At 60.9% G+C, this 25,523-nt stretch carries 32 protein-coding genes; 21 read left to right on the forward strand and 11 right to left on the reverse strand.

Annotation, left to right across the window (positions count from 1 at the left end):
* Positions 1–7: 7 nt before the first annotated feature.
* From AB4136_RS06690 to AB4136_RS06720, 7 genes are all read left to right on the forward strand, one after another.
* Positions 8–418 carry a group III truncated hemoglobin gene (locus AB4136_RS06690; protein ID WP_441930748.1) on the forward strand — a complete coding sequence of 137 codons (411 nt, stop codon included), beginning with the start codon at positions 8–10 and terminating at the stop codon, positions 416–418.
* Entirely contained in the window at positions 415–756 is a 342-nt protein-coding gene (fdxA, locus tag AB4136_RS06695; protein ID WP_441930750.1) for a ferredoxin FdxA, read from the forward strand. The genes AB4136_RS06690 and fdxA overlap by 4 nt, the downstream gene beginning before the upstream one ends.
* Complete coding sequence (locus tag AB4136_RS06700; RefSeq protein WP_441930752.1) at positions 753–2,771, forward strand: hydantoinase/oxoprolinase N-terminal domain-containing protein; 2,019 nt, start codon at positions 753–755, stop codon at positions 2,769–2,771. The genes fdxA and AB4136_RS06700 overlap by 4 nt, the downstream gene beginning before the upstream one ends.
* A 603-nt stretch (positions 2,772–3,374) precedes the next feature.
* A complete protein-coding gene (locus AB4136_RS06705) occupies positions 3,375–4,118 on the forward strand; it encodes an ATP-binding cassette domain-containing protein (protein WP_441930754.1) in 744 nt (247 codons plus the stop codon).
* 28 nt (positions 4,119–4,146) lie between these two features.
* Positions 4,147–5,145 (forward strand): ABC transporter substrate-binding protein, encoded by a 999-nt coding sequence (locus AB4136_RS06710; protein ID WP_441930756.1) that lies wholly within the window; start codon positions 4,147–4,149, stop codon positions 5,143–5,145.
* 103 nt (positions 5,146–5,248) lie between these two features.
* Complete coding sequence (locus AB4136_RS06715) at positions 5,249–6,196, forward strand: ABC transporter permease (protein ID WP_441930758.1); 948 nt, start codon at positions 5,249–5,251, stop codon at positions 6,194–6,196.
* A complete protein-coding gene (locus tag AB4136_RS06720; protein ID WP_441930760.1) occupies positions 6,197–6,526 on the forward strand; it encodes a hypothetical protein in 330 nt (109 codons plus the stop codon).
* A gap of 163 nt (positions 6,527–6,689) precedes the next feature.
* Here the strand turns inward: AB4136_RS06720 and AB4136_RS06725 are convergent, their stop codons facing one another.
* From AB4136_RS06725 to AB4136_RS06740, 4 genes are all read right to left on the reverse strand, one after another.
* Positions 6,690–6,812, reverse strand: a complete 123-nt coding sequence (locus AB4136_RS06725) for a hypothetical protein (protein WP_441930762.1) — start codon at positions 6,810–6,812, stop codon at positions 6,690–6,692.
* Between the two features lie 2 nt (positions 6,813–6,814).
* Positions 6,815–7,339: a nucleoside-diphosphate kinase gene (locus AB4136_RS06730; protein WP_441930764.1), complete on the reverse strand. Its 525-nt coding sequence runs from the start codon at positions 7,337–7,339 to the stop codon at positions 6,815–6,817.
* 148 nt (positions 7,340–7,487) lie between these two features.
* Positions 7,488–7,886, reverse strand: a complete 399-nt coding sequence (locus AB4136_RS06735) for a nucleoside diphosphate kinase regulator (protein WP_441930766.1) — start codon at positions 7,884–7,886, stop codon at positions 7,488–7,490.
* Positions 7,887–8,651: 765 nt separating this feature from the next.
* A complete protein-coding gene (locus tag AB4136_RS06740; RefSeq protein WP_441930768.1) occupies positions 8,652–8,990 on the reverse strand; it encodes a DUF1127 domain-containing protein in 339 nt (112 codons plus the stop codon).
* Positions 8,991–9,552: 562 nt separating this feature from the next.
* Between AB4136_RS06740 and AB4136_RS06745 the strand changes: the two genes are divergently transcribed.
* The 3 genes from AB4136_RS06745 (at position 9,553) to AB4136_RS06755 (ending at position 12,445) form a co-directional block, all read left to right on the forward strand.
* Positions 9,553–9,678 carry a hypothetical protein gene (locus tag AB4136_RS06745; RefSeq protein WP_280177797.1) on the forward strand — a complete coding sequence of 42 codons (126 nt, stop codon included), beginning with the start codon at positions 9,553–9,555 and terminating at the stop codon, positions 9,676–9,678.
* A gap of 183 nt (positions 9,679–9,861) precedes the next feature.
* Positions 9,862–10,932: a hypothetical protein gene (locus tag AB4136_RS06750; RefSeq protein WP_441930771.1), complete on the forward strand. Its 1,071-nt coding sequence runs from the start codon at positions 9,862–9,864 to the stop codon at positions 10,930–10,932.
* A gap of 307 nt (positions 10,933–11,239) precedes the next feature.
* A complete protein-coding gene (locus AB4136_RS06755) occupies positions 11,240–12,445 on the forward strand; it encodes a hypothetical protein (protein ID WP_441930773.1) in 1,206 nt (401 codons plus the stop codon).
* Positions 12,446–12,708: 263 nt separating this feature from the next.
* Here AB4136_RS06755 and AB4136_RS06760 read toward each other — a convergent pair whose 3' ends face one another.
* Positions 12,709–13,116 carry a very short patch repair endonuclease gene (locus tag AB4136_RS06760; RefSeq protein ID WP_441930775.1) on the reverse strand — a complete coding sequence of 136 codons (408 nt, stop codon included), beginning with the start codon at positions 13,114–13,116 and terminating at the stop codon, positions 12,709–12,711.
* A gap of 382 nt (positions 13,117–13,498) precedes the next feature.
* On the opposite strand from AB4136_RS06760, the gene AB4136_RS06765 reads away from it, so the two are divergent.
* Positions 13,499–14,047 (forward strand): cold-shock protein, encoded by a 549-nt coding sequence (locus AB4136_RS06765; RefSeq protein ID WP_441930777.1) that lies wholly within the window; start codon positions 13,499–13,501, stop codon positions 14,045–14,047.
* Positions 14,048–14,066: 19 nt separating this feature from the next.
* On the opposite strand, the gene AB4136_RS06770 is transcribed toward AB4136_RS06765, so the two are convergent.
* Entirely contained in the window at positions 14,067–15,293 is a 1,227-nt protein-coding gene (locus AB4136_RS06770) for a molybdopterin molybdotransferase MoeA (RefSeq protein WP_441930779.1), read from the reverse strand.
* A gap of 175 nt (positions 15,294–15,468) precedes the next feature.
* On the opposite strand from AB4136_RS06770, the gene AB4136_RS06775 reads away from it, so the two are divergent.
* Positions 15,469–15,993 carry a DUF2478 domain-containing protein gene (locus tag AB4136_RS06775; protein ID WP_441930781.1) on the forward strand — a complete coding sequence of 175 codons (525 nt, stop codon included), beginning with the start codon at positions 15,469–15,471 and terminating at the stop codon, positions 15,991–15,993.
* Positions 15,994–16,137: 144 nt separating this feature from the next.
* A complete protein-coding gene (locus tag AB4136_RS06780; protein WP_441930970.1) occupies positions 16,138–16,350 on the forward strand; it encodes a hypothetical protein in 213 nt (70 codons plus the stop codon).
* Between the two features lie 169 nt (positions 16,351–16,519).
* On the opposite strand, the gene AB4136_RS06785 is transcribed toward AB4136_RS06780, so the two are convergent.
* From AB4136_RS06785 to AB4136_RS06795, 3 genes are all read right to left on the reverse strand, one after another.
* Positions 16,520–17,041, reverse strand: a complete 522-nt coding sequence (locus AB4136_RS06785; protein ID WP_441930783.1) for a YcnI family copper-binding membrane protein — start codon at positions 17,039–17,041, stop codon at positions 16,520–16,522.
* Positions 17,042–17,315: 274 nt separating this feature from the next.
* Positions 17,316–17,861 carry a DUF2946 family protein gene (locus AB4136_RS06790; RefSeq protein WP_441930785.1) on the reverse strand — a complete coding sequence of 182 codons (546 nt, stop codon included), beginning with the start codon at positions 17,859–17,861 and terminating at the stop codon, positions 17,316–17,318.
* 82 nt (positions 17,862–17,943) lie between these two features.
* Positions 17,944–18,312 (reverse strand): hypothetical protein, encoded by a 369-nt coding sequence (locus AB4136_RS06795; protein WP_441930787.1) that lies wholly within the window; start codon positions 18,310–18,312, stop codon positions 17,944–17,946.
* 576 nt (positions 18,313–18,888) lie between these two features.
* Here AB4136_RS06795 and AB4136_RS06800 point away from each other — a divergent pair.
* On the forward strand, positions 18,889–19,158 hold the full coding sequence (locus AB4136_RS06800) for a hypothetical protein (protein ID WP_441930789.1): 270 nt from the start codon (positions 18,889–18,891) through the stop codon (positions 19,156–19,158).
* Positions 19,159–19,178: 20 nt separating this feature from the next.
* Here the strand turns inward: AB4136_RS06800 and AB4136_RS06805 are convergent, their stop codons facing one another.
* Entirely contained in the window at positions 19,179–19,466 is a 288-nt protein-coding gene (locus tag AB4136_RS06805) for a type II toxin-antitoxin system RelE/ParE family toxin (RefSeq protein WP_441930791.1), read from the reverse strand.
* 543 nt (positions 19,467–20,009) lie between these two features.
* On the opposite strand from AB4136_RS06805, the gene AB4136_RS06810 reads away from it, so the two are divergent.
* The 7 genes from AB4136_RS06810 (at position 20,010) to AB4136_RS06840 (ending at position 24,244) form a co-directional block, all read left to right on the forward strand.
* Positions 20,010–20,453: a hypothetical protein gene (locus tag AB4136_RS06810; protein ID WP_441930793.1), complete on the forward strand. Its 444-nt coding sequence runs from the start codon at positions 20,010–20,012 to the stop codon at positions 20,451–20,453.
* A gap of 92 nt (positions 20,454–20,545) precedes the next feature.
* Positions 20,546–20,836, forward strand: coding sequence for a hypothetical protein (locus AB4136_RS06815; protein ID WP_441930795.1), 291 nt, complete (start codon positions 20,546–20,548; stop codon positions 20,834–20,836).
* A gap of 540 nt (positions 20,837–21,376) precedes the next feature.
* The gene (locus AB4136_RS06820) at positions 21,377–21,730 is read left to right on the forward strand and encodes an ArsR/SmtB family transcription factor (RefSeq protein ID WP_441930797.1); all 354 of its coding nucleotides are present in this window, start codon (positions 21,377–21,379) and stop codon (positions 21,728–21,730) included.
* Positions 21,730–22,428 (forward strand): aquaporin, encoded by a 699-nt coding sequence (locus AB4136_RS06825; RefSeq protein WP_441930800.1) that lies wholly within the window; start codon positions 21,730–21,732, stop codon positions 22,426–22,428. The genes AB4136_RS06820 and AB4136_RS06825 overlap by 1 nt, the downstream gene beginning before the upstream one ends.
* The gene (gene arsC / locus AB4136_RS06830) at positions 22,425–22,853 is read left to right on the forward strand and encodes an arsenate reductase (glutaredoxin) (protein ID WP_441930802.1); all 429 of its coding nucleotides are present in this window, start codon (positions 22,425–22,427) and stop codon (positions 22,851–22,853) included. The genes AB4136_RS06825 and arsC overlap by 4 nt, the downstream gene beginning before the upstream one ends.
* 139 nt (positions 22,854–22,992) lie before the next feature.
* The gene (locus tag AB4136_RS06835) at positions 22,993–23,211 is read left to right on the forward strand and encodes a DUF6074 family protein (RefSeq protein WP_441930804.1); all 219 of its coding nucleotides are present in this window, start codon (positions 22,993–22,995) and stop codon (positions 23,209–23,211) included.
* Positions 23,212–23,752: 541 nt separating this feature from the next.
* Positions 23,753–24,244, forward strand: a complete 492-nt coding sequence (locus AB4136_RS06840; RefSeq protein WP_441930963.1) for a cold-shock protein — start codon at positions 23,753–23,755, stop codon at positions 24,242–24,244.
* Positions 24,245–24,717: 473 nt separating this feature from the next.
* On the opposite strand, the gene AB4136_RS06845 is transcribed toward AB4136_RS06840, so the two are convergent.
* On the reverse strand, positions 24,718–25,467 hold the full coding sequence (locus AB4136_RS06845) for a hypothetical protein (RefSeq protein ID WP_441930806.1): 750 nt from the start codon (positions 25,465–25,467) through the stop codon (positions 24,718–24,720).
* Between the last annotated feature and the right edge of the window lie 56 nt (positions 25,468–25,523).

A 25,523-nucleotide genomic window follows, 5' to 3' on the forward strand; every position in this document is an offset into this window, starting at 1 on the left:
CGAACCAGTGAGCATCGGCGTGAGGGACAAGGCCCCGGTTTCCGAACAGCAGATCCGCCAGCTCGTGGACTTGTTCTACGACAAGGTTCGCGCCGATCCCGATCTCGGCCCGATCTTCGAGCGCGTTATCCAGGATGAATGGGGACCGCATCTCAAGAAGATGTACGACTTCTGGTCGTCGGTGATGCTGACAACGGGGCGCTACAAGGGCGAGCCCGTCATGATCCACAAACGCATCGAAGGGCTGGAGATCGGCCTGTTCGACCGTTGGCTCGCTCTGTTCGGCGAGAGTTGCGCCGAATTGCTGGACGGCGAGACAGCGGGCCTGTTCTGGCGCAAGGCGGTCCGCATCGCCGAAAGCCTCAAGCTCGCTCTGTTCTACCGCCCGGATCAACCATGGCCGATAGGTACCGCATGACGTTCGTGGTCACCGACAACTGCATCAAGTGCAAATACATGGACTGCGTCGAGGTCTGCCCCGTCGACTGTTTCTACGAGGGCGAGAACATGCTCGTCATTCATCCGGACGAATGCATCGATTGCGGCGTCTGCGAGCCAGAGTGTCCCGCCAAGGCGATCTTTCCCGACACCGTGCCCGGCCTTCAGGATTGGCTGGTGCTGAACGCCGAATACGCGTCGACCTGGCCAAACATCACGATCAAGCGCGATCCGCCCGCGGACGCAAAGGCGTTCGACGGCGAAGCGGACAAGTTCCCCCGGTACTTCTCTCCCAATCCAGGCCAGGGGGATGTATGAACGCGGCCATAGGCCAGGCTTTCCCGCTGTATCTCGGTATCGACACAGGCGGCACCTACACCGATGCCGTCCTGTGGTCGGAGGCCGCGGGCATCGTCGCCAAGGCAAAGTCGCTGACGACCCGGCACGACCTTGCCCAGGGTATCGCCGGCGCCGTCGACGCGGTCCTTGGCCAGGCGGCCATCTCTCCCGCCGCGATCAAGCTGGTGTCGATGTCGACCACGCTCGCCACCAACGCGCTGATCGAAGGGCAGGGCGGCCGGGTCGCCATGGTGATGATCGGCTTCGCCGAAGACGATCTTGCCCGCAGCGGTTTGTCCAAGGCACTGGGCTCCGATCCCGTTTTCTTTTGCCCTGGCGGGCATGATGTCCACGGCGATCCGCGTCCCCTTGTGCTGGATGCTCTGGCCGAGGCGTTGCCCGCTCTTGCCGATACCGTTTCGGGCGTCGCCGTGGCTTCCTATTTCGCGGTTCGCAATCCCGAACACGAGATCGCGGCGCGCGATCTCGTCCGCGAGCGCAGCGGGCTTCCGGTAACCTGTTCGCATGAACTGTCGTCGAAGCTCGGTGGGCCGCGCCGCGCGCTGACGACGCTTCTCAACGCGCGCCTCATCTCGATGATCGCCCGCCTCGTCGATGCCACGGAAGGCTTTCTCGAAAAGCGCGGCATAGCGGCGCCACTGATGATGGTGCGCGGCGACGGCACGTTGGTCACCACAAAATTTGCCCGGGCCCGGCCGATCGAGACCATTCTGTCCGGCCCGGCAGCCAGCCTTGTCGGCGCCCGCTATCTGACGGATATCGAAGACGCGGTGATTTCCGACATTGGGGGCACGACAACCGACATTGCGGTTCTGGAGGCCGGCCGCCTGCGGCTTGATCCCGACGGCGCGACCGTCGGCGGCCAGCGCACCATGGTCGAGGCTGTCGCCATGCGCACCTTCGGCCTCGGGGGAGACTCGGAGGTTTCGCTTCAGGAGCGGTCGCTTGCCTCGGCGATCGTGCTCGGGCCACGCCGGCTCGTGCCGCTGGCGCTCGCCGCCGTGGAGCATGGCGATGCCGTCGCCAAGGATCTGCAGCGCCAATTGCTCAAGCCCACCACCAGCCGGCTGGACGGCCGCTTTGCCTTGCGCACGGGAGTTCCCCACCGTCTCGCGGCCGGCCTGACAACTACTGAGGGGCGACTCTATGCCAATATCTCGGCAATTCCGGCCGCGCTCGATGACCTGCTGATGTCGACCTCACAGGTAGCGACACTCAATCGCCTGGTCGCGCGCGGCCTGGTGCACATCGTCGGCTTTACGCCGTCCGACGCGGCTCACGTGCTTGGCCGGCAGGCCAACTGGAATCCTGTCGCCGCGCGGCTGGGCGCCGAGCTGTTCGCACGCCGGCGCGATGGCCAGGGGCATCCTATCGCGAAAGACGCGGATGCGTTTTGCGAGATGGTTCTCGCTTCCGTTACCCAGCGTTCGGCCGAGGCCATTCTGGAAACGGTGTTCGCCGAGGACGGGCTGGACGGCGGTGTCTCCGTTGCCAATCCGCTGGTCCAGAGAGCCGTCGGCCGGCGAGGCGGAATGGCGCGGCTGTCGATCGTGCTCGACCGGCCGGTGATCGGCCTCGGGGCTTCCGCCTCGCTCCACTATGCCGGTCTGCCGCCCATGCTTGGCAATGACTGCCATATTGCCGAGCATGCGGACGTGGCCAACGCGCTGGGTGCGGTCGTCGGACAGGTTCGCATGTCGGCGGAAGCACGCGTGAGCCAGCCGGAGATAGGCCTTTTTCGCCTGAATTCGGGCGAGCGTCTGGATGACTTCGATACCGAGGATGAAGCGATGGACGCCGCCGAAGCGCACGTCCGTGTCCTGGCGGCAAGTCTCGCCGAGCGCGCCGGGACCGATCGGGCTCGGATCGAGGCCGCGCGGCAGGTCAAAGCAGCGACGATCGAGGGTAAGCGCAGCTTCGTCGAAGCCACTGTCGTTGCGACAGCTATCGGAAGGCCACGTATCGCATCGTAACACTGCCGGGCCGGATCGCAGTTTGCCAGATCGCCGATCGGCACGGCTTGTCAGCACCCAGTATCACTAAAAGCGGCTTCGCTCGGAAAATGACGTAGTTGGTTTTTTGCTCTCGTCCACAGAAGCTTGACGGGCCCGATTGAAGAATTCGTAGACCGCCACTTCCGCGCTCAAAGCGCAAGGACAACGGCGGGATCTATCCGAGCGCCGTCGCCAAAGTTTCCGGCACCTCGATCATCGCAGTTGGCCTCTGGCCTGTTCGGCGCGAACCATCCGGCGAAGTAGACCGGATTTTGCAGCGGGCACCGCGTGGGCCCGGCTTCAATTCGGGCGGCAGTATCGCAGCAACCGATGAAGCCCGCCCGTCGAGCGCAACATTCATGAGGATGCCTCTTGAAAGTATAACATTGAGACATAATTCGTGAATTGAACGACAGTTGTACCCCGGATTTGCCCCAGCCCCGCCAGTCTCCGACTTGGACCGCCGCTGCATTGCGGCATTGTCCTTTTCGGTTCGCTTCCAGCGCGACCAATATTCGGTAACCGTCAAATGCCGTCCGCAAGCGTGAGGCCCAGAACGGCCGTGCCTGAAGGAGGAAGAGCTTGCTGCCGCTGCTTGAGGTAAAGCGATTGACTAAGAGCTTCGGGCCGGTCGCGGCACTGCGCGGCGTCGACCTGAGCCTGCAAGCCGGCGAGGTGCTGGCCGTGGTCGGCGACAACGGCGCCGGCAAGTCCACCCTGATCAAGCATATTTCGGGCGTTTACAAAGCGGATTTCGGCGAGATCCTGCTCGATGGAAAGCCGGTCGTGATCGACAATCCGCGCGAGGGTCGCAGGATCGGCATTGAGACCGTGTACCAGGATCTGGCGCTCGCGGACGACCTCTCGGTCGGCGCCAACATCTTTCTTGGCCGGGAGCCGGTATGGCGTTTGTTCGGCATTCTTCCTTTTGTCGACGATGCCAGGATCCGCGCCGAAACCGAGGCGCTTCTTGCCCGAATCGAAAGCCGGATACCGTCGACTACCAGCTCTGTACTTGGTCTCTCGGGCGGACAAAGGCAGGCGGTCGCGATCGCGCGAGCACTCTATTGGAAAGCCAAGGTGGTGATTCTTGACGAACCGACTGCGGCTCTCGCTGTCATGGAGCGCGAGCACGTCATTGCTATGGCGCGCCGGCTCGCCTCGGAGGGGGTGGGGGTCATCTATATCGGCCACAACCTCATCGAGATCCTCCAGGTGGCCGATCGCATCGCCGTCATGTTCCGCGGCCGCGTCGTCCACACGGCCAAGGCCAAAGACGCCAGCCAGGAGGAACTCATCAAGTACATGACCGGATTCATCCAATAAGGAACCCGGTCATACCGAGGAGAAGATCATGAAAAAGAAGCAGTTGTTGAGCCTAGCCACCGCCGTGGCCTTAAGTTCGGTGCCCTTTGGTGCCCAAGCCGCCAATTTCTCGGATTCCCGCATCGAAGTGATCGTCAAAGCATCGACGTCCCAATACTGGGCGACGGTCTTCGACGGCGCCCGCGCAGCAGCCAAGGCGCTGGGCATAAAGATCGACACGCTGGGCGCGCCCGCCGAAACCGATGTCGCGCAGGAAGTGACTATCACCGAGAATGCCATTGCCAAGCATCCGACTGCCATCGTGATCGCGGCGACGAACGCGGTAGCCCTGGCCGCGCCGATCGAGAAAGCGACCGCAGCAGGCATCCCGGTCATCATGATCGACTCTTCGGCGCAGACGGACAAATACGTCACATTCCTTGCAACCAACAATGTCACGGGAGGCGAGAAGGCCGCTGACGAGATCGCGTCATGCGTCAAGGCCCGTACGGGCAAAGCGGCGGGCACCGTCGCTTATCTGACTGCGCTGGCCGGGGCCCAATCGCTGAACGACCGCGACAAGGGCTTTGTCGAGCAGCTGAAGAAATATCCCGACATGAAGATCGTCGACCACCGTGTCGGCAACAACGATGCAAGTAAGGCTCTCGCCGATTCAGAGGATATCCTCACCAAGAATCCCGATATCGTCGGCATTTTCGCCGACAACGAACTCGAAGGCGACGGCGCCGGGACGGCAGTGAACGAGAAGGGCAAGGCAAGCAAGGTATGCCTGGTGTCGTTCGATACTTCGTCCCAGGAACTGAACTTCCTGAGGAGCGGGGTCACGGACGGCTTGATCGTGCAGGACCCGTACATGATGGGCTACGCCGGCGTATGGTATGCGCTTGAAGCAGCGCACGGCGTGGCTCTGCCGAAATATGTCGACTCCGGTGTGCATGTGGTGACCAAGGCGAACATCGACAGCTCCGCCATGGCCGGACTGCTGGATCCGTCCAAGTACAAACTCACGCCGTTCCTAGGCATGTAAAGTCTGCGGCGATCCGCTCGCAGCGGATCGCCGTCCAATGGCCTCGGTTAGAAGAGGTGCTGAGTTGTCATCGCAAAGCGGTGCCAAGGAAATGACGCGGTCGTTGGCCGGACTGCGCCGTCACTTGCCGGTTGAAACCTATGTCGCTGGGCTGGTGGCGATGGCGTGGGTGGTCCTGGCTGTGTTCTCTCCCTATTTCTGGACGTCCGACAACATCACTAACATTCTGCGGCAGGTCTCCATCGCCGCGATCGTGGCCTTCGGGGAATTGTTCACGATAGTTATGGCGGGCATCGATCTCTCGGTGGGGTCGGTCGCTGGTCTAACGGGAATCGCTTTTGCCATGATGCTTTCGGGTGGCGAACCGATCCTGGTCTCAATGGCGCTTGCCCTGCTTCTAGGAATCGTCGTCGGCACTATCAACGCGCTGGCCTCGGACCGTATGGGAATTCCGCCCTTCATCGTAACGCTCGCTGGCCTACAGGCGTTTCGCGGCCTTGCCCTGCTGCTGTCGGGCGGCATGACTATTGCCGGAATCCCCAATTCGGTCTCGGAGGTCGCCAACGCCTCGGCCTTCGGGATGCCAACTCTGTTCCTAATCATGGTGGGGATCGGCCTGTGCTCGCACATAATGCTGCGCTACACACGTCTTGGTCGCTACATGTATGCCATCGGCAGCAACATCGAGTCGGCACGACGCGTCGGCATCAACGTCACAGCTGTCACCATTGTCGCCTACTGCCTTTCGGCGATGTTCGCGGCGATTGGCGGCATTCTGCTCGTGTCGCGGCTATCGATGGGCACCCCCACCGCGGCGACCGGCTATGAGTTGGAAGCGATCGCGGCGGTGGTTGTCGGCGGCGGCAGCCTGTTTGGCGGGCGCGGTACGGTCCTTGGCACCTTCATCGGCGCCCTTCTGTTTACAACCATCGGAAACGGCGCCAACCTGCTGGGCATCGATCCTTTTTGGGAAATGGTCGTAGAGGGCATCCTGATAGCAGTTGTTGTCTATATCGATAACGGACAAAAGCGTAGGCGCATCGGCGGCTGATTGGCGGCGGTGATCCTCAACACCCTGGCCCGCAGCCGCGACCCCATGCCGGGCACGATCCTTTCCATCCCCTTGGCGCTGAGGCTGTCTCGCAAGCCGATCGCCGCCTGCGCTCGCTATGAACGCACCCGAAGTGCTGGAACTTATGGGAATGTCGAAGCTCTACGGCGCTCGGCCTATCACGCGGTGTCCCCTGGCGATGCCAGCTTTCTCCGGACGCTGTTCCGCTATCGCTGCCATGAGGATGGCGTGGTCCACGCGAGGGTAAAGCGAGCTGGCCCTGCCATTGACAGCATGGAACGCCTCCATCAACGTTTCCTTGTTGTTTAGGCGGATCCGCGAACCCCGATCTCGTCATCTAGACTAACCAATCGCCTGCGTTGGCTCCCGCTTCGCCTTCTTCACGCCAGGGAATTGAGGGGTTCATCACGATTGCCCGGCTCCCTCAATGGCTCGCTCCAGAAGAGGCGAGCCATTTTTTGCGGGCCCGATCTCACATTTCGACGAGAGCGTAAGCCACGCCAAAGATAGCAGTCATCAGAACGAAGAAAAATGCCCAGCCCCTCAAGGCGTGGCGGATGTCCTCTGGCGAAGCGCCTTTCTCCTTGCCGTCCATGGTCAGGCCCCCGGCTTCATCGGGGCTTTGGGTGCCATTTCGGGCGGCGGTTCGCGGAAGGCGCGGAGGATGACGTTCAGCATCGATCTTCCCTTGGACGAGACTGGCGGCTTCTCCGTCAGGGCCATTTTGCGGCTGGCGGCCTCCGGTTGGTAAAGCACCCTGACAAGCCGGACCCGCTCTTGGTATCCGTCGACCCCCAGGAACGAGAATTCCTGGCCTTCCGAGAGTCCGAGGAGCGCCAGCCCGCGCAAAGTTGTGATCGGCAAGAGCGTCCCCATGGCCGAGGTCATCCGGTCCTGGGAAAGGATCTGCCTTTCAGGGGTTTGTCCGTCGACCATGAAATCGACCCGGCTGCCCAGGGTGGCGACATTGTCGGGGATATCGTCGCGGAACATGACGTGCGCGGAATCGATCTTTCTCTTGAGGATCGGCGCAATCCTGTCGTCGCGTGCGAGGCCGCTGTCGTGCATCGCCTGGATGATCGTGAAGTCTTTGGTCGTGAGTGTGCAGGTCTCGTAGGACATCGCAGTTCTCCCTTGGTCCGCGCGCAGGCGGATAATTGAGTTCAATCAGAGAGGACCCCTGGCCGCGCTGGGCGGCGCAGGGGCTACGATCCTGCGAGGAGGCAGCCTCCCATGCTTCTTGAGAGGCGACCGTATCGCGCGTGCATGATCATGCTGGCTGCAGTTCGACAGGGATTGCTGCCGGGCGAGGCTGCAGTGGCACGCCTACGCTTTGGACGGTCAGCCGATGCACGCGTCCGTCGCGCGCGGTCCATTGAATCGACTGCACGGCTCGAAGGCCGATCGGCGCTGCGCCGACAGGCGTCAGGACCGAGATTTTCCCTTCCGCGATGTCCGCCAGGGAATACAAGTACTGCGCGCCTGTCTTCGCCGAGGTGGGTCGTGAAACGCAGGCTGGCCCCATGCGGACGACATCGTCCGCGATCCTGTCGTCCGCCACGATCCGCGCGCGGTCGAGTTCAGCCAGCAGATCGTCGGCGGCATCGGGATTTCTCGCCGAACAGGTTTCCGCCAGCCGGGTCAGCCGTTCATGTGCGGAGCGAGCCATGGTGATAGCCGGCTTGTTATGTCTCTTCGTTTCGGAGGCCATTCTGGTTGTCCTTATGATCCTGAACCCAGCGCGCACTTTCGGCATCGCTATGTGCCGCAAGAACCGTGTGATTCATCGACGGCAACGGAGCCACCAAGATGGACGGCCGTCCCGGGACACAAAAGCCGGCGTGGGAATCGCGTCCGGGCTGATGAGCGGCAGTCCGGACGGATGCGATGCTCGCCGCGGCGGGGCGTTGAAACGGCAAGTTCAACACGGGGTTCATAGCATCACCTGACGCGACGCGGGCGGCGGGCGAGCGGCGCGGCGGCGGGTGATCCGCCAGCCCGGCCGGCACGACTACGGAGGCGATGCACCAAGGGCACCGGGTGGCTGCTCTTGGCAATGACCGGCCGCAGGAAAGGCATATGCGCCTCGAACGGGAAACTCTCATGTAACGCTCCATCGATGCGGGCCCGCCAAGGGCCGCAGAATGAACCGCAGGTTTTGGGAGGTCCCGGAGCAGGATTACGTGCGGAATCGAGGGATCGAGGGTCTGCTCCGGGAAAGGATCCGTCCTTGCCCTGCAAGCCTCGAAATTCTGACGAAAGTCTCCATGCACATGATACCTACCTAGCCGATCAAGCCTCGTCTCTGAAAGCGACGCCGGTCCCCTCCAAGCCGAACGCGAGGTTCAGATCGCCAGGAAAGCGACGAGCATCAGGGCGAAAAGACCCACCGCGACAATTGTTCGTGTTGTCGTGTCCATAGCTGCTGCCCTTGCTAGACATGTCGCTGAAATTGACGATCGATTGGCGGATGGCCTGCGACGGAGCTCCATCTTCCATGTTCCGACGGCCTAAAGAAGCTTTCCGCCAACTGCGGGATTTCGTTTCGCGCTACCCCGATATCTTCAAGGATCCTATCGTCCAGGCCCTCAAGCGCGGCCATGGCACGGTTGCGTTGCCAGCGTTGAATCGCCCTCAGGAACAGTAGCGCGACGGTGGCTCGCGGTTGCCGAAGCGCAGAAGCCTGCCGTCGAACCGTATTCGAGGAATGCTTGGATATGGACATGTCGTCCTCCTTTCGTTTGCCAGGCCCGTTCCACGCGGCGTTCCACATGGCCGTCGGTGAATGGACTTGACGGAAGGCACCGGGCGCGCTTCTTCGACGCTCGCCGCATCGCTAGGAAGCAGCGCCGTGCCGGTCTGTCTGATTGTTGGTGAAGGTTCCCGAGACGGCGAACGAAGCGTTCGAGCCGCTCGGGCTACGAATGCGTCAGGAGGGACGCCAAGACGACCAGGTATTTCTTGCGACTGCCCGGGATAACCATGCTCCGGATATGGCCATTCGACGCAGTCCATTCAACGGGTTGGGACCGGGTGCGGCCTTCGGACGCTGGCAGTGCCATGCGCTGGCGATACTCGGGCGCAACGCAGCAAGCGACCACGCGGCACCGTGCGGCATTCCATCCATTTGACTTCGAGAGCAGCCTGGCCATGATGTGTCTGTGAACAGGATTCCAACACACGGACTTCCCTTCCGGAAGCGGCCCAAGACAGGCCGCTAGCCCTGGCCTCGCGGATCAATTCCGTCAGGCCAGGGAGCTTCCTATCGACTCAAATTCTGAGCGTTGCGTGTCCGCTTCGGCGGACTGCTCAACCATGCACGAAGGAAACCGGAAATGGCCAAGAGAAACGGCAATCGAGAAGCCCGCAAGCCGAAGCAGGACAAGGACAGGAAAATTCAGGAAGCGGCCACGGTGTCGGAACTTGGCGCCAAGGCGGCTGGAGCCGGACGACGGCGCTAGCCCTTCCACAATCGTGGCGGCGGTTCCAGGTTCTATTGACTGCCGCCACTTTCCACCTGCTGGTTTCGGCCATGCGGCGGCCCCAGGATCGATCTGGCAGGCACGCCTGGTTTCCCTCCGTCCGGTCGCGATAAAGGGCTGCGCGAGCGGGCAGCAGCCTCGGCATCGCTCCACTATGCCGGTTTGCCGCCCCTGATCGTCATTGACTGCCGCATCGCCGAGCACGCCGACGTGGCGAATGCGCTCGGCGCGGTCGTCGGGCAGGTGCGGATGTCGGTGGAAGCGCGCGTCGGCCTGCCGGAGATCGGGCTTTTCCGCCTGAATTCCGGCGAGCGGCTGGATGATTTCGACACTGGGGACGAAGCAATGACCGCCGCCTGGCAGCCTTCGACGAAGGGTTGGCTGTCCCTGACGCGAGCGTTCCTAGTGCACCGCGGAACCGTCTATCCCGATGACGAAGCTTTCGAGCAGATACCGGAACTGCTTGCGGAAGAAGCGCTTGCGGTCATGACCGATACCGCTCGGCTCAAGACGGAAGATGCCAATAAGCTTGTTGCAGAAATGGCTGACGGCTTCAAACTCACGCTGGATTGGACCGCGAAGCCTAATAAGGTCAAGCCGGCGGCAGGCGTGTTCGCGACCCGCTTCCTGAAGGAGGGCGGCGGCGGCGTAAGGGACGACGTCAAGATCGAGAAGAAACAGATCGACCAACTTCACGATGCTGTCGATCAGACCAAAACGGCCCACCTCAAGCTCGCGAGCCTCTACAACACCCGAACGCAATACGGAACGCGTCGCGACCTGTGTTTTGGAACGATCGTACGGAGCACGGTGGGGCAGGAAATCGAATATTCAGTATGTCTGATGCCGCTGTGCGACGGCATCCGTCTCAACGGCGCTGCAGGTGCGACCTTCCGTTTCCCGTTCTGGCGATTGCGAACCGAGCCTGTAAAAGGCTCGAAAGGCATAGTCGTGGAGTTGCCAGGAACCGAAGGTCATCTGGAACTCTACAGTCACGGAAAGCCGCGCGACCGAATGTGGATCGGTGACTTCAAGGCTTCCGCGACGAAGACGGTCGCGGCAGCCTTGAAGAACGGTCGATACTACTACCGGAGAAAAGACAAGGACGTTTCGCTGGAGTGGATTGCGCAGCTGAAACCCAGCCACGCACAGCGCATCGCTCACGACATCGGCGTGGCATTCTCCCGAGTGGGGGTTCTCGAAGCCGAATGGCTTAGATGGCGGACGATCTGACCTGAATGGAATATCGAACCGTTCCGGGTCCCGGGATGGTTTCTGAACTCGGGCGCGCGTAACCGGATTTTCGGTTAGCCGATCAGCACGGTTTTCGCTGTAAGCGCGGGCGTCGTGCTGTACACGACAGCAATCGCCCCATGCCTGATCACTGATACTCGAAGGGCAAACTGATGCCCGTGACGCAGCCGTGTCACCACTTCGGCGAGGGATGGCCGCTGTAGGTATCGCGCCATGACCGTAGGTAAGGAGCCAGCTCTTCCGGGAGATCGTCCTCGAATGCCTGATCGAGGGGATAGTGCGGCATGTGGGCGGCTACGCCCGCGTTCGCCAAGTCCCTATCGAGGGCTATCGATCTCACGTCAGGGCGCTGCTTGATTCCCCAGAGGCGATTTGGCGATATGCGTTCGAGCACCAAATCTCCGATGCCGCCCGATCGCTCTTGCTGACGCTCGCCTCGCTCGGCCGACACGTCGACGCGCTGGATCTTCGACCGGCTTGGGACGGCATCCACGGTCACAATTCACGCAAGTACAACTTCAGGACAGGGGCGCACGAGTTTCGTCGGTCGATCCAGGAACTGGAGGGTTCGTTCATTTCCATCGGACCCTACGGGATCGATTTCCTGAACCCGTCGATACGGGATTTCATGAATCTCGTATTGTCGGGGGACGATGACTACGCTGACGACGTCATCGCGGGTGCAATCCGCTTTCGTCAGCTTCAAGAACTCCGCGACTTCGCTGTCGAGCGGAACGCGCCCGTATTGCTCGCGAAGGTCTCTTCCGAGAACAAAAGGTATCTCGCTGCCTTAAGCCGAACGATCCCGGGCCAACATCTCCGATGGACGAAAACTGTTGTTGGCCGACAAGGTACGCTTGTCGATTTGACGCCTGAGCATCGCCTGAGCTGGTTGCTCAGATGGGCGGACGAGAGCCGCAGTGCGAAGGTATGGCAGTTGGCCGCTTCAGCTTTCCAGTTTCTCCAGAGCGAGCAGTACGGCGTCACCGACATCAATGCGATCATCGGCGTGATCGAGGTCCTGGACGGGGCGCCCTGGGCTCGTGCCCAAGGGGGAGAGGGAATGCATCGGGCGTTGTTGGACAGAATTCTGGAATGCCTCCAGTTCGCGCGCCACTACGAATGGGATCGCCTTCTCGGATACGCCGAGAAGTCTACTGCATGGGCCGGTCCAGATGAGGCAGCCGTGTCCGCGGCCCTGGTGCAATACCGTGACAATGGGGCTTTCGACGAAGTTTCCGATTGCTCAGGCGAGACTGAACTGTCGGAACTCAAAGACGGACTTGAAGATTTGTCGAAGAAATACGGCTTGTCGTTTTACGCGCCGTTGTCGCAAATCAACGAGCTGCTCGCCGAGTTCGATCGACCGGACGATGAAAGCGATGATCGCGGCTTCGGCTTCAACGGAGGCTCGTCCCTAAACGAACTCTGGGAATTCCCGGCAACCGATGACGAGTTGCGAGACATGTTCCGGTCGCTGCCCTTGATCTAGCGCTACAGCGCCTGCGTGTGCTGGCTTGCGGTCGATCCGGATCCAGATGAGCGTCAATATCGAGCCCCGCCTAGGGAATCCGGCGAATGTGGAATGCTGGGCCAAGCCGAGCAGGGCCTGTCGCAGAGAAGCACGGATACCGGGTAGTCACGGATCGATCTGGGTCGGCTGACGACGTCCGCGGGCGGCGACGATTGCGCAAGGATTCCAAATTGCAATCAGCGACGGAACTGTATTCACACTCGAGTCCTCGATACGCCCCGCTATCCGAGAAAGGATCGCAATCGGGCGGACAGGGCCTCCGCGTCGCGTTTGAGCGACTCGCATTCCCATATTACCAGCACGTCCCAGCCGTCCGCCCGGAGCCTCTCGATCCGGTCGAGGTCTCGCGCGACGTTGCAGCCGATCTTCGCGTCCCAGTATTCCTTTCGGCTGGCAGGGCGATGTCCTTTGGCGCAATCGTGGCCGTGCCAGAAACAGCCGTGAACGAAGAGCGCCTTCCGTCGCCTCCGGAAGACGATGTCGGGCTTGCCGGGCAGTTCGGCCGCATGAAGACGGTACCGATAGCCCATCGCGTGGAGGAGTCGGCGCACCGCCATCTCCGGCTTGGTGTTCTTCTGCCGCACGGCGCTCATGATCCGACTGCGCTGCTCGGGCGTAAACGTGTCCATGTCCTTTAGATACATCTATACGATGTATGAGCAAATTTCGGGCTGCAGTAATTCCGCGTGACCAGTCGACGTGACCCGCCCGCGGAAGCTATCTTTGTCGCTACACAACTGCTGCAGGCGGTCGGAAGATCACTGTCATCGTCCAGCAGCGGGGCGATGCCATACTTGGCGGTGCTCTCGGGGCTCGTCCGGCATAGGCTGCCCTGGCGGGGTTCTAGTGCACCTGCGGATCATTCGAGAAGACCATGGCCAAATATAAAGACCATCGCGATCAGAGTCGGCGTCGGAGTAACGACGAAACCGACCGCTTTCCAGAAGGGAGTTCTGAACCGAGCTATTTCAGCGCCCGCCCGTCGTCGCGGTGGATCCCGTCGACGCTGAGGTGATCTGGTTCAACGCCAGCAAGGGTTTTGGCTTCGTCAAGCTCGAGGATGGCGCCGAAGTCTACCTGCACGTGCGCGTTCTGGAAGCCGCCGGCAGCCGCGACGTCTCCGAAGGAACGCGCCTCAAGGTCAGGGTTGAAGAAACCCCTAGAGGAAGCCAGATCGCGCAGGTGCTGGAAATCGGCGAGGCCGTTCCGGGAGTTCCCCCACACCGCGGCGGCAGCAGAGCGGCTGTCGCCGGAAGCGGTCAACAACTGGAAAGCGAGGGAACGGTCAAATGGTACAACCCCGACAAAGGGTTTGGCTTTATCGCGCCCGTTAACGGCGACAGGGACATCTTCGTTCATGCGACCGCGCTGGCCCGATCGGCCTCAGCGGCCTTGCCGAGGGACAAAAGGTTCTTGTCGAATGTCGGCAGAGCAAGAAAGGCCTCGAAGTCCAGAGCATTCGCCTTGCCTGATCCGTTACATCCGACAGTCGCGGGGATCTCGTGCAGGCGATACCTGGGCCGCAATGCGGGCGGCTGCCGTCGTCTGCCTGCTCGCTGACAACGTGACTGTGTTCGGTTCACAAAGCGACGAACTCCACAGGCTCACCGATCTCAAACTGCCGCTGATGTTCGGGGAAAAGGATCAAACCGTCGGCGCTACCAATCGCCAGCATGCTCGCTGAACCTTGTTGCTTGAGTGGCTCGACGGTAGTCATCCCTGCATCTGCGGTGGCTAATTTTCCAGCGAGCACTTGGAGATGGCTGCCTTCTTTGGAAACCGCGCGTGCCAGCGGCAGAGTAAGGGACGGAGTTTCCGTGCCGCCCGCAAGGCGGCTGATAAGGAAGCGCCCGAGGATCGTGAAGGCGGCTGCAGCGGCGAACGGATTGCCAGGAAGTGCAAGGATGGGGCAATCGTCGATATCGCCAAAGCCCACCGGCTTACCCGGTCGCATGTTGAGCTTCCAGAATTCAAGAAAACCGCGAGTGACGATCAATCGTGCGAGGTAGTCGGCCGGCCCGACCGAAGCTCCGCCACTCGTGATGATAAGATCCGAGGTCGCGGCAGCATCGACCAAGGCTTGAAGAAGCAAGCCGGAGGCGTCCGAAATTATTCCGAGGTCAACCACTTCGCATCCGAGCTGCTCCAGCCAACCCCGGAGCATGGGGCGATTGCTGTCGACGATGCCACCGTGTTTGACAGAGCTGCTGGTTTCGGCCAGTTCGTCCCCCACCGACAGCAGCGCCACACGAAGGCGGCGCTGCACGATCACATCCTCAAACCTTAGCGCTGTCAGCAGTGAGATCTGGCCTGGACCGAGTTTCGTGCCGGCTTTGAGCACTGTTTGTCCCGAGACTATGTCTTCGCCGCTCAATCGGATGTGGGGCTTTCCTCCAACGCGTGCGCTGACAGCCACATGTGTGGAGCGCCGAACGCAATGTTCCTGGGGAATGATCCGATCGACCCCGGGAGGGATCACAGCGCCGGTATAGATATGCGCCGCTTCGCCTGTGCCGATCTCTCGATAGCTAGGATGGCCCGCTGCGATCTCTCCAATGACGCGGAGGTCAGCCCGCCCTTCTGCGTCAAGGTCGGCGGACCGCACCGCATAGCCGTCCATGGCCGCCACGTCGTAAGGAGGAATATCGATGGAAGCGACCACATCTTGGGTCAGGCAACGGCCGGAGCAAGCCTGCAAGGGGAGCGTTTCCACGCTTGTGACGCGCTGATGTATTGAGGCGATGTGGTCCTTGGCTTCGGCGAGCGTCTTCGGACGGCTGGGCGGGTGCGCCGAAGGAGGCAGCATGGGAGAACTCCGAGTGAAGAGAATGCGCGTCGGTATCGCCGACGCACGAGATCCGAACTGCGCGTCGCTATATCCCAAAGGATATTACGAATCGGATTTCCCTTACGCAAGGAACCGATCGCACCTTACGGCCAAGGCGTTTCGATCTTAGCGGCAACGTGCTAAAATCCACTGCATGACCAGGCAAGGCAGCATAGCCGTCGTTTCCAACACCCAAGGGACGGATACCCAATCCCTACTTGCCGGCGCTGCGGCACGTTGGCACGAGAAGGGCGTCAAGGTCGTTGGCGTTTTGGCGGAGGACGGTGACGTTCCCGGAAAATGCAGCGCCGGGTTCCTGCGCGACATTGCATCGGGCAGGCGGTACGTGATCGCGCTCGAAGCGCCACCGACCGGCACTACCTGCCATCTTGACGCCAGCGGCGTGAAGAACGCCTGTGCGGGAGTGATCGACGATATCGAGCATGCCGACCTTGTTCTGCTCAGCAAGTTCGGCAAGCTTGAAGCGATGCGGGAAGGCTTATGGCCAGTATTCTCGGTGGCAGTCGAGGCTGGAAAACCGCTCCTGACGACGGTTTCAGCCAGGCACTTCGATGCATGGAAAGCCTTCGCACCTGAAACGCTCTGGCTGGAACCGAACGGCCAGTCGATCGCGGCTTGGTGGCAGGCTGCGACGGCCCACCACAGCAAGCGACTTTGAACCTGCGCGTGTGCCTCGCCAAGTGACAGCTCCCTTAGCTCGCCACCGCCGCGAGATTTTCCTCGGCCTCGGATTCAGACACGCGTCAGTTGTTCGAGCTGTTGCTTGCCCAGCATCAACTCGACGGCGCAGGCATCAACGGATATGAGCAGATCGAGCATACGCACGCCGCCGTGGCGGGCCTATGTGACTTCCGACATGGCCGATGTTGCCTTCGGCATGGAAGCCGTAAGGCGCATTCTAAAGATATTGCAGGGCCAGGAGTTCTACGAGGCAATCTCGCGAATTCCCGGCTACCGGGTAAAGGATGCGGGTGTCATCAAGACCATCGGCGAGGTCTTTCGTCGGTCGGAATAGGCAGAAACGATCAGCCAAGCATGGGTGATCGTCGGCAAGCGCGTGAAGCTGACTAGAGATATTCGCAATCGCAACGCCGCACCCCTGATTGTCCGCAATGGCTGAGGAAGGCCTGCCGGGAAAAAGATCAAGTGGCAGGCGCGCTCGGGAAGAGCGCGCCTGCTTTGGCTCATTCCTTAGGCAGGAGCTTCAGGCTAGGCGCCGGCGTCTCGTAGTCATCGGCGCTCTTTCCGGCTTCTGGTATCTCGATCCAGCGCTCGGCGGTGCCGCCCGCGCACTCCTGCACAACCGGGAAATAGAGCGTCGCGCCGGGCTTGAGGTCGTCGGTCAGGTAGACGCGCGCGACGAACTCGTCGTATTCGTCGTCCGGCAGACTGCCGCTCCATGAGATTTCCTTCACGCCTTCGCTCGTAGGCGTGCCGTAGTAGTCGTAAGACTTGCCGTATTCGCCCTTCGCCTTGTCGAGCGCCCAACCGGCCTTTGGCTGCGGCTTGACCGCGATGACACCATCCGGAATCTGGACGCGGAACTTGACGGTGGCCTTGCCCGCGCAGCCATGCGGCACGCGGAAGACCGCCTTGTAGATCGAGGCCACCGGCGCCTCGTTGGTCTCCAGCGTGACATGGGCGAATGCCGGGACCGCTCCGAACGCGAGAGCTGCAGCGGGAATGAGGGATTTGAGAATATGCATGCGACTTGTCCTTGAGTTTGAGTTGGTGGAAGGGTCGGCGCCCGATGCGCAGGCCGTGGTTCTATGGTGGCAAGCGGCGGATCGCTCGGAGGAACGGATTCTCCGAGATAGCGCGAAAGCCGTGGATGTCTGGTCGGTAGCGTCGGCGCTCGTCGATCCCTGCTCGCAGCGGTTCGACCGATCGCGCGTGACCGCAGCCAGCGCGTGTGGACGCAACGATCAGGATCATGGGACCTGACCTCGAAGCCGAGCGTGCGCCCGCATTCGCGACTGGCTACACGGCGAGCGGGGGCGCGCGGGGATTGCTCGGAGTGCCCTTGCGGCTCGGCGCGGGGCGCTCGGATTCCGCGCGAAGGATCGTGTCCTTGTGTTTCGCGAACGGGACGAACAGTCCGGCCGTGTATGCCTGCACAGGAACGGCATGTGCGGACATGCAGCATCCAGCGTTGCAGCAGTCCGGGAGATGAGATTGTTTGGAAGGATCGCCGCCGTCCGGCTCCGTCTCGGCACCGTGAGAAGTACAGATCACGTTGCCGAACGCATCTAACTGAACGGACGACGCGCGAGCATCGATCAAGACCGCGCCGAACAGAACCTGGAAGACAAGCGCACAGCCTGCGACAAACGCAATCCAAGACCTTCTTGTCCGTCGGTTCAAACGCAGCTCAAATCCACCTTTTCGTGCCTTGCCTAACATTTTGATAGCGCTGATAGAATCCGACATCCAGATGCGGCTAAATGCAGTCTGATCGGCTGCCGATAACCACCGCGCAAGCCAAATAGCATGCTGCTGTGCACGTCTTTGCTCCAGATCAAACACTGGATAGAGGAGTCGAGTTTGCCGTCTCGCTGCTGCTCACTTCTCCTGCAATGCTTGGATGGACGGGCCCGGTTCCTAGCCGTCAATCGACACGAGGTTTGTCGAAGTCGATGCACCTGCCGATCGAGCGAAGATATTCGACGATATCGCGCTTTAGATGGTCACGCTCGCCGTATGATCTGGCGATCGCGCGCGCCCTTGTCCTGGCCGCCTCGCTGCCAAGATCGGCATCGCCGAACACATATCCGCGATGTCCAATTGCCGTGATCTCACATCCAATCGCCATCAACTCGCTAACGAAGTCCCGGATCTGGTCCTTGCGCATGACCCTGGAAAGATCGCCTGCTGTATCGGAAACGCCACTTGCTGCTCCGCTGGCGCTCCCCACCTCATAGGCAGCGTCATCGAAGCAAAGCGGACAGACATACTCGTACCGCTTCGTCAGCACCATGACCGAGAAGGGCCGATGGCAACGGGCGCAGGCAAGCGCGACTGGCATCTTGCCTGACGCAGGCCTGATTGTGAGTTTCCTGACTGGGATGCCAGTTCGCCGTCGCATGCTCACTTCCTGCTCGCCACCCTACAACTGAGCTTGCGGCCATGACAATCCCTGATTGAGCCTGATTGCCGACATGGTCCGACACTCTGTGGGATGCAGTCGCGATCCGGTAGAGAGCGCTCGCGCAGGAGGTTTGCCCTATTCTCGTTGTCGGTCTCGGACATAACCGGGTTTGCGGTTAAAGAACGGCGGTCGTTGGAGGGGCCTTTGCTAAGATCGTGACCTTAGCCACTGGCATATGCGACGACCCTGATGGACCTTCGCGCCGACGCTCGCCCCCAGGTATCTCGCTTTTTGTCGGGACTTCCAGTGCGACGATTCCTGACTTCATGCGCTCTTCGCCAACGGATGCGAACCTGTCGCCCAAAGGCCGCTAAATTTCAGATTCGTCGCAGGAGTGGGGAACCAATTTTTCGCATCGAAGTTTAGGCTGGTGCTGGTTACGGGGACTCGGGGATGCTCCTTGCCTTGGACGATTCGGTCTCGTCGGCTGTTTTGGCCGGAAGAGGGGTGGCTGCGGAAATCTACGGAGTAATCGATCTGACCAGCAAAATCGAAACCCGGATCGGTGCCATCGGCTTGGGACAGGCCATCCAGTTCGTCGCGAACGCGTCGGTGCTTGGATACGACGTTCGCGGTGCAATCGTCCTGTACGGCGAACCAGGGACGCCACGCTTGAGAAGCTGGGACTGCGAGCGCCTGTGGGCGCAATACGGTGGCGCTCTGCTCCAGCCATAGTGAACTGCTGCATTTCTGGTTTATGCGTCTGGCTCGCGAACCAACGCATCCCAGTTCTCCCGTTCGTGATAGACAGCATAAACGACTACATGGTCTTCCGCTTCCACGAAAAAGACGATGTATCCGTCGTCGCTTTTCAGGCCAGTCCGCCCTCTGAAATCCGCGCCCGTTCCAGTTCGTATACGATCTGCGAAATCGTAAAGCCCGTCTTCGATCTCGATCGCTCTATCATGTGACTTCAGCTTTGCATTGTGTAGATAGATGCGGGCCAAGTCATTGACGACACCGTTCTGAAGGCGGTTCGTCATGGTTTAATTGGCCCTCGCGAGAACTCGGGAAAAAGTTCTGGGTGTTCTTCCCTCCAAACGTTGAGCAACTCTCTGTGTTCGGAAATCGATAGATGCCTCCCCTTTCTCACAGCTTCAATCCGAGCGTCGAGTATATCAGCCACCTCTGGCGGACATGGGGGCAGTACTGACCGCGAGAAATCGGACTTCATCGTTGACCTCCAGAAACGTTCGCGAATCCACATAAGCGTTGCTAGCGCCGTTAGCCATTCGATTTTTACAGTCACGATCAGATCCCTTCTTCGCCTGCTGATCGCGCGCGCCGGGATAGCATGTGTCAATGAGCTTTACTCCGGCATGCCTTCGGACAGCTCGAGCTACCGACAATGCCGACGCAGCGGACTAGGCCCCTGACAGCCCTTCGGTGTAAGGCACCGCCTCCCTGCAAATACCCATGGTCACCTCGGCCGATAACCGGAAAAACGGTTAATGGGCCGAAGCGATCGCGCTATGATTGGCGATTGCAAGGACGCGCATTTCGATGGCCACTAAATTCGAGATGACTTGCGCCGCGTCATTCGCATGTCGAGGGGATTGCGGCAGGCTGCGATCGAGAAGAGCATCGAAATCGAACCGGCGCAGAGGAGGAACCGACCGATGTTAGAGTGCCGGGATGACGCGGAGCAGAAGCCAGCCGCAGAGAAGCATACATGTCGGTCCTCGCTGATAGCGACCATGCTCGAAGATGCTGGATTGCAAGTCTCCGACGCGGAAGGCAAGGCACTGGAGGCCGTTCTGTGGTCGACGGCGACCCCCGAGAGCTCCGTCGTGCACCTATTCCTGGCGTTGAACTCCGTGACATCGGAGCAGATAGCGAAATCCGGGCGGGATCGCTTCTTCGTTCTTCGGGAGGCCCTGGCCAGAAAGTCAGTCCATCATCCTGGACTGGTGGGCTATCTGGCGGAGCATCAGTTCGCCGCCCGGTCGAGCGTTCAGCCGTCATCGTGACAGGGAGCCAACCCCTGACCACGATCGACCCGGGACGAGCCGCCTAGGCACAAGCCGCAAACTTCGCCATCGTCGTGGACATCCGCGCCACGATGCTGCAAGTGAAGATCATGAAGTGGACGATCGAATTTGAAGGCCGCCAAATGCCGCTTGCCGAGGCATGGGACGGCCATATCGCCCGGATAATAGCGCCTTATAAAGATCGTATAGAGCGGGCATTCGCAACTGCGCGAGATCAAGAGATCCTGTCCGATATCGAGATCGTATTCTTCGTTGATGACGAGCGGACGTGGGGAGTCCGCTTTTGCGGGGAGCCGCTCGCTGTCCAGTATGCAACCGATCTTGTGAGGCCTTTCATCGATGCGAGGCCGAAACCAGATTAAGGCCCGTTCGGCCGGGAAGGACAGCCTTCGGGGCTTGCTGACGTCGTCCGGATCATCCGGCATCGGCCTGGCAGCACCGTTTCCAGCTGGCGACCGCCTTAAGGCAATCGCTCCCGCTTGCGACTGTGAGGACTAGCGAGCCAGCTGGTTCGCTCAAGCTCGTCGGAAAGCCGGATTGGATCGCAGAAACCTCGGCCGAAGAGCCTCAGCACCCTGAGCGCTATACGCTCTCGGTCATCGTCTCGCGAGATGCCGTGCTTCGCGCAGTACTCGTCGAAGGTCCTTCCGAGAACCGAGAGTTCGCTGGCATCCGCGACACCGAACCTACTCGTCGCCATGCTTGCCTCCTACAAGGGGCGAAAGCATGCTGCTCGCTTTCAACCGTCCGCCTGCCTCGAACACTCTGCGGACGACCCGTCAACCGTACGCCTCAAATGTGACGACTACGAGTCGGCTCGTGGCGAAGGAGCCTGCCGCAACAGTTGTCAGGGGCGAGCATGTTCGTTATTGTCACTTCAATATTTTTAGGATTGTTGAAATATGGATGAACGTCAAGCACTGATCGCGTTCGGCGCCCTGTCGCAGGAAACCCGGCTGCGACTGCTGCGCCTGCTCGTCACGAAGGGGCCCGAAGGGATCGCAGCCGGCACGCTCGCCGAAAAGGTGGAGGTGTCGCCTTCCAACGTGAGCTTCCATCTGAAGGAACTGGAGCGGGCTGGTCTCGTCACGACGCGCCGGGATTCGCGCTCGATCGTCTACAGCGCCGAATTCGACGCGCTGTCGGGACTCCTCCGGTTTTTGATGGAGGATTGCTGCTCGGGTCGCCCGGAGATCTGCGCGTCGGCGCTGGCCGCCTCGTGCTGCGCGCCTGTCAAAGGCATAGGGGCAAGCTGATGACTGCCTATGATTTGCCACGGCGAGTAGCCGCCGAATTCCTAGGAACGGCCCTTCTCGTGGCGACTGTCGTGGGCTCAGGCATCATGGCTGACAGCCTGACGCACGACACCGCTCTCGCCCTGCTCGGCAACACGATCGCCACTGGGGCAATCCTGATCGTGCTGATCACGACCCTTGGCCCGATCTCCGGCGCCCATTTCAACCCGGCGGTTTCGATGGTGTTCTTCCTGAACAGGACGCTCCCGGCCCGTGACCTTCCGGCCTACCTCGGCGGCCAGTTCGTCGGCGGCATCGTAGGCACGATGGTCGCGCACACGATGTTTACGCTCCCCATCCTCGAGATCGCGGGAAAGCAACGCAGCGGGCCGGCTCAATGGCTTTCTGAAACCGTCGCGACGTTCGGCCTGGTCGCCGTCATTCTCGCTGGTGTCCGGTTCGAACGGAAGGCCGTTCCCTGGCTGGTCGGCCTCTACATTACGGCCGCCTACTGGTTCACGGCGTCGACCTCGTTCGCTAACCCGGCCGTGGCCCTCGCCCGCAGCCTTACAAACACGTTCTCCGGCATACGGCCGCTTGACCTGCCGGCCTTCGTCATCGCCGAACTCCTTGGCGCGGCGCTCGCCGCGTCGCTCATGGGTTGGCTGCTGAAGCCAGAACCTGTCGGCGGCATTCTCTCAACGGAAGCCACGCCATGACGGTCACGATCTACCACAACCCCGACTGCGGGACATCGCGCAACACGCTCGCCATGATCCGCGCGAGCGGAGAGGAACCGACCGTCATCGAGTACCTCAAGACCCCGCCGAGCCGCAATCGCCTGAAAGAGTTGATCGCCGCAATGGGGATTTCCGTGCGCAACCTCCTTCGGGAGAAAGGCACGCCCTACGCCGACCTTGATCTCGGAAACCCGAAATGGTCGGATGACGATCTGCTGGACTTCATGATGGCTCACCCGATCCTCATCAACCGACCGATCGTCGTCACCCCGAAGGGCGTGAAGCTGTGCCGCCCATCGGAGGCTGTCCTCGAAATACTGCCCAATCCTGCAATCGGCCGCTTCTTGAAAGAAGACGGCGAGGTGATCGACGCGTCAGCGACGTTGCCTCCTGGCAAGCGCTAGCCGCCACCCTAGGCTGATCTGAATGCGCATTCGTCTGCTTTTTGGGGCTCACCCGAGGCCTCGCGTCTGGTGCGGTGCTTAAACGTCTGTTTCCTTTCGAGCGGTAGGTTGACGCGAAACATTTCGGGTCACCCCTTTCATGTCAGTGCATGCCTTCCCAATTAGCCGCGAGCTTCCAGCCATTCGAACCGTGGCAAACGCGATCGCTCGACTCCCCAGCGACAAGGCGGCTAAGCTCTGGCGGGAGACGGCTACGCATCTGCTTTCCGTCGCGATCGAACGTGGCCAGAGCGCCAACGATGCGCGCACTGAAGTCCGTCGCTTTTTCGACGCTGTTCAAGCGGCCCTGGCGGCTTAGCCGGACGGAGAGGAAAAAGCCCGTCAGCCGAAGCCGACGGGCTTTTCTGTGCGCCCCTTTCCCAGATGGTCCGCCCGACCCAGGAACCCCACACAAGCATTTCCTAATGCACCCTCGACCGAACGGCTGTAGCGCAGCCGCAACATTCGGACGGTTTCACAGTAGCTGTGCGCTTGCGTGCCGGTGGAGCGGGCGAGCGTTCCGTTGTGCCTCATCTTCGCTGCGGTTGCGGCGGATGTCGCGTCCTATAACCGGAGTGGCGGTTATGCGCGTGAGGCCAGCGCACGCGATCATCAGGCAATCGTGCGAGTGACGTCAGGGCTGGCAAAATGCGCCGGATAGTGGCACTTCAAGTTGGCGCAAACCCGTCCCGGAAGGAACCGATGCTGGCGGGTGGCCGAACGCATCCGGCCGATCAATCGAGAAGACCATGAGCAAGTACAGGGACCATCGCGACCAACGCCGGCATCGGCATCATGATGAAGACGGTGGCTTTTCAGAACGAACGCCTGAACCGAGCTACTTCCAGCGCCCGCCTCCTATCGTCGCTGAGCCCGCCGATGCCGAGGTCCTTTGGTTCAATTCCACCAAAGGCTTTGGCTTCGTCAAACTCGCTGACGGTTCCGAGGCGTATATGCACATGCGCGCGCTGGAGGCTGCCGGAAGCCGCGAGGTCGCCGAGGGTACGCGCCTCAAGGTGACGATCGAAGAGATGCCGAAGGGGCGTCAGGTCGCGCAGGTGCTGGAGATCGGCGAGGCCGTTTTGAAGTCTCCTTCGCATGGGGGCCGACGCGGAGCGATTGCCGCCGGGACCGACCCGGAGTTGAAAACCGAGGGGACCGTCAAATGGTACAATTCCGAAAAGGGGTTCGGCTTCATCGCGCCGTCTAACGGCGACCCGGACATTTTCGTTCACGCGACCGCGTTGACCCGTTCAGGGCTCCGTGGACTTGTGGACGGGCAAAAGGTGGTCGTCGAATGCGGGCAGGGCAAGAAGGATCTCGAAGTCCGAACCATACGACTCGACGGATGAACGGCTGCCGCCCTTGACATATCGATCGGGCGAGAAGCAGGCCAACTCCTATCAAGGCCTGCAAGAAATCTGCAAGGCGCAGCTGACGCAGTTTGGCACCATTCCCCGAAAGACAGATCCGCGCGAAACAACGGCCTTGCCATATCGTTCATCAGCTCCGAATGGCCACTCCCGGCCAGGGTATCTTGACGTGCCTAGCTTGTGTTCCATCGCGCCCAAGCCGGCTAGAAGTGGCAGAATGTGGCTATAGGCCGTACTCCTTCCTGAGAGCCGCTTCCTCCGGCGACCCCTCGAGCACGCTGCCGGGCCGGAAAGGACCATTTGGATTCGTCAGCGTGAATCCCGGAATTCGTATTATCTGAATGCTGCCATCCGCGCGCTCCCGGAATTGCAGCACGTCGGAGGAGCGGCGTTCCAAGGTTGGCCGCTCCCCGGTCATCGGAAGCGACTTCGTTCGGGGCTGGGAGGGCGTTCTACGCATTGCGGCCCTCCCGCCGATGGTGGATGTCCCGAAGTGCTGCGACCTGGTACGCGGTCGGAACAATGCGCCAAGGAATCCCCTCGCAACCGACGCGGCCCTCCAAGTACTGGTCAACCCCAGCGACGTGCACAGCTTCGCTTTTGGCGATGTGACCGGCGTGCCGCCACCGCAGCCATTCGACGCAGAGTTCGTCTTCGTCCGAAAGCTGGGCATTCGGCTTAGCATTGCAATCGTGCGGCACGCAAACGCCACCTAGCCGGGCAGCTTGGGATTCGCCGTACAGACGACTGAAAGTCTCGAGCTCCAAGTTCATCCCCACGAACACCTGCCAGGTCCGCATTTCCGCAGTCACCCCCGGCGCGAAGGTAGTCTTCAGGTCTTCGTAAATTGCCGCCGTCGCGGCATCCCGCAGCTTGTCCAACTTATCGCCCGGGATCACGCGGGCGCCGCGAGCGGTCGGCTGGAAACCGTATTGATACGACGTCTGCCGGCTGACCCCGATATAGTCCGCAATGCGATGGGAATCCCAGCGAGCGTACCGTTTCAACACGCTTACGACATCGACGTAGTGATCCCTGATTTCTTGACGCGTTGAGAAGCGGACGGCCGGACGGAAATCCTCGGCAAACTTTGGAATATCCAAATCGCCGAAGGCCTCGTCGAATTCCCAAACAGCGACTTGCCGGGCAAGCTTATTAGTGCGTCGGCAGATCGCCGGGTTTCTTGCTTTATCCAACATCATCGTTCTCCCTCACTTTCGACGCTCATTACGGCGCGAGGTCCTCCAGGACGTCACAG

This window comes from Mesorhizobium sp. 2RAF21, from assembly GCF_052115345.1.
In the GTDB taxonomy this organism is placed as follows: Bacteria; Pseudomonadota; Alphaproteobacteria; order Rhizobiales; family Rhizobiaceae; genus Mesorhizobium; species Mesorhizobium terrae.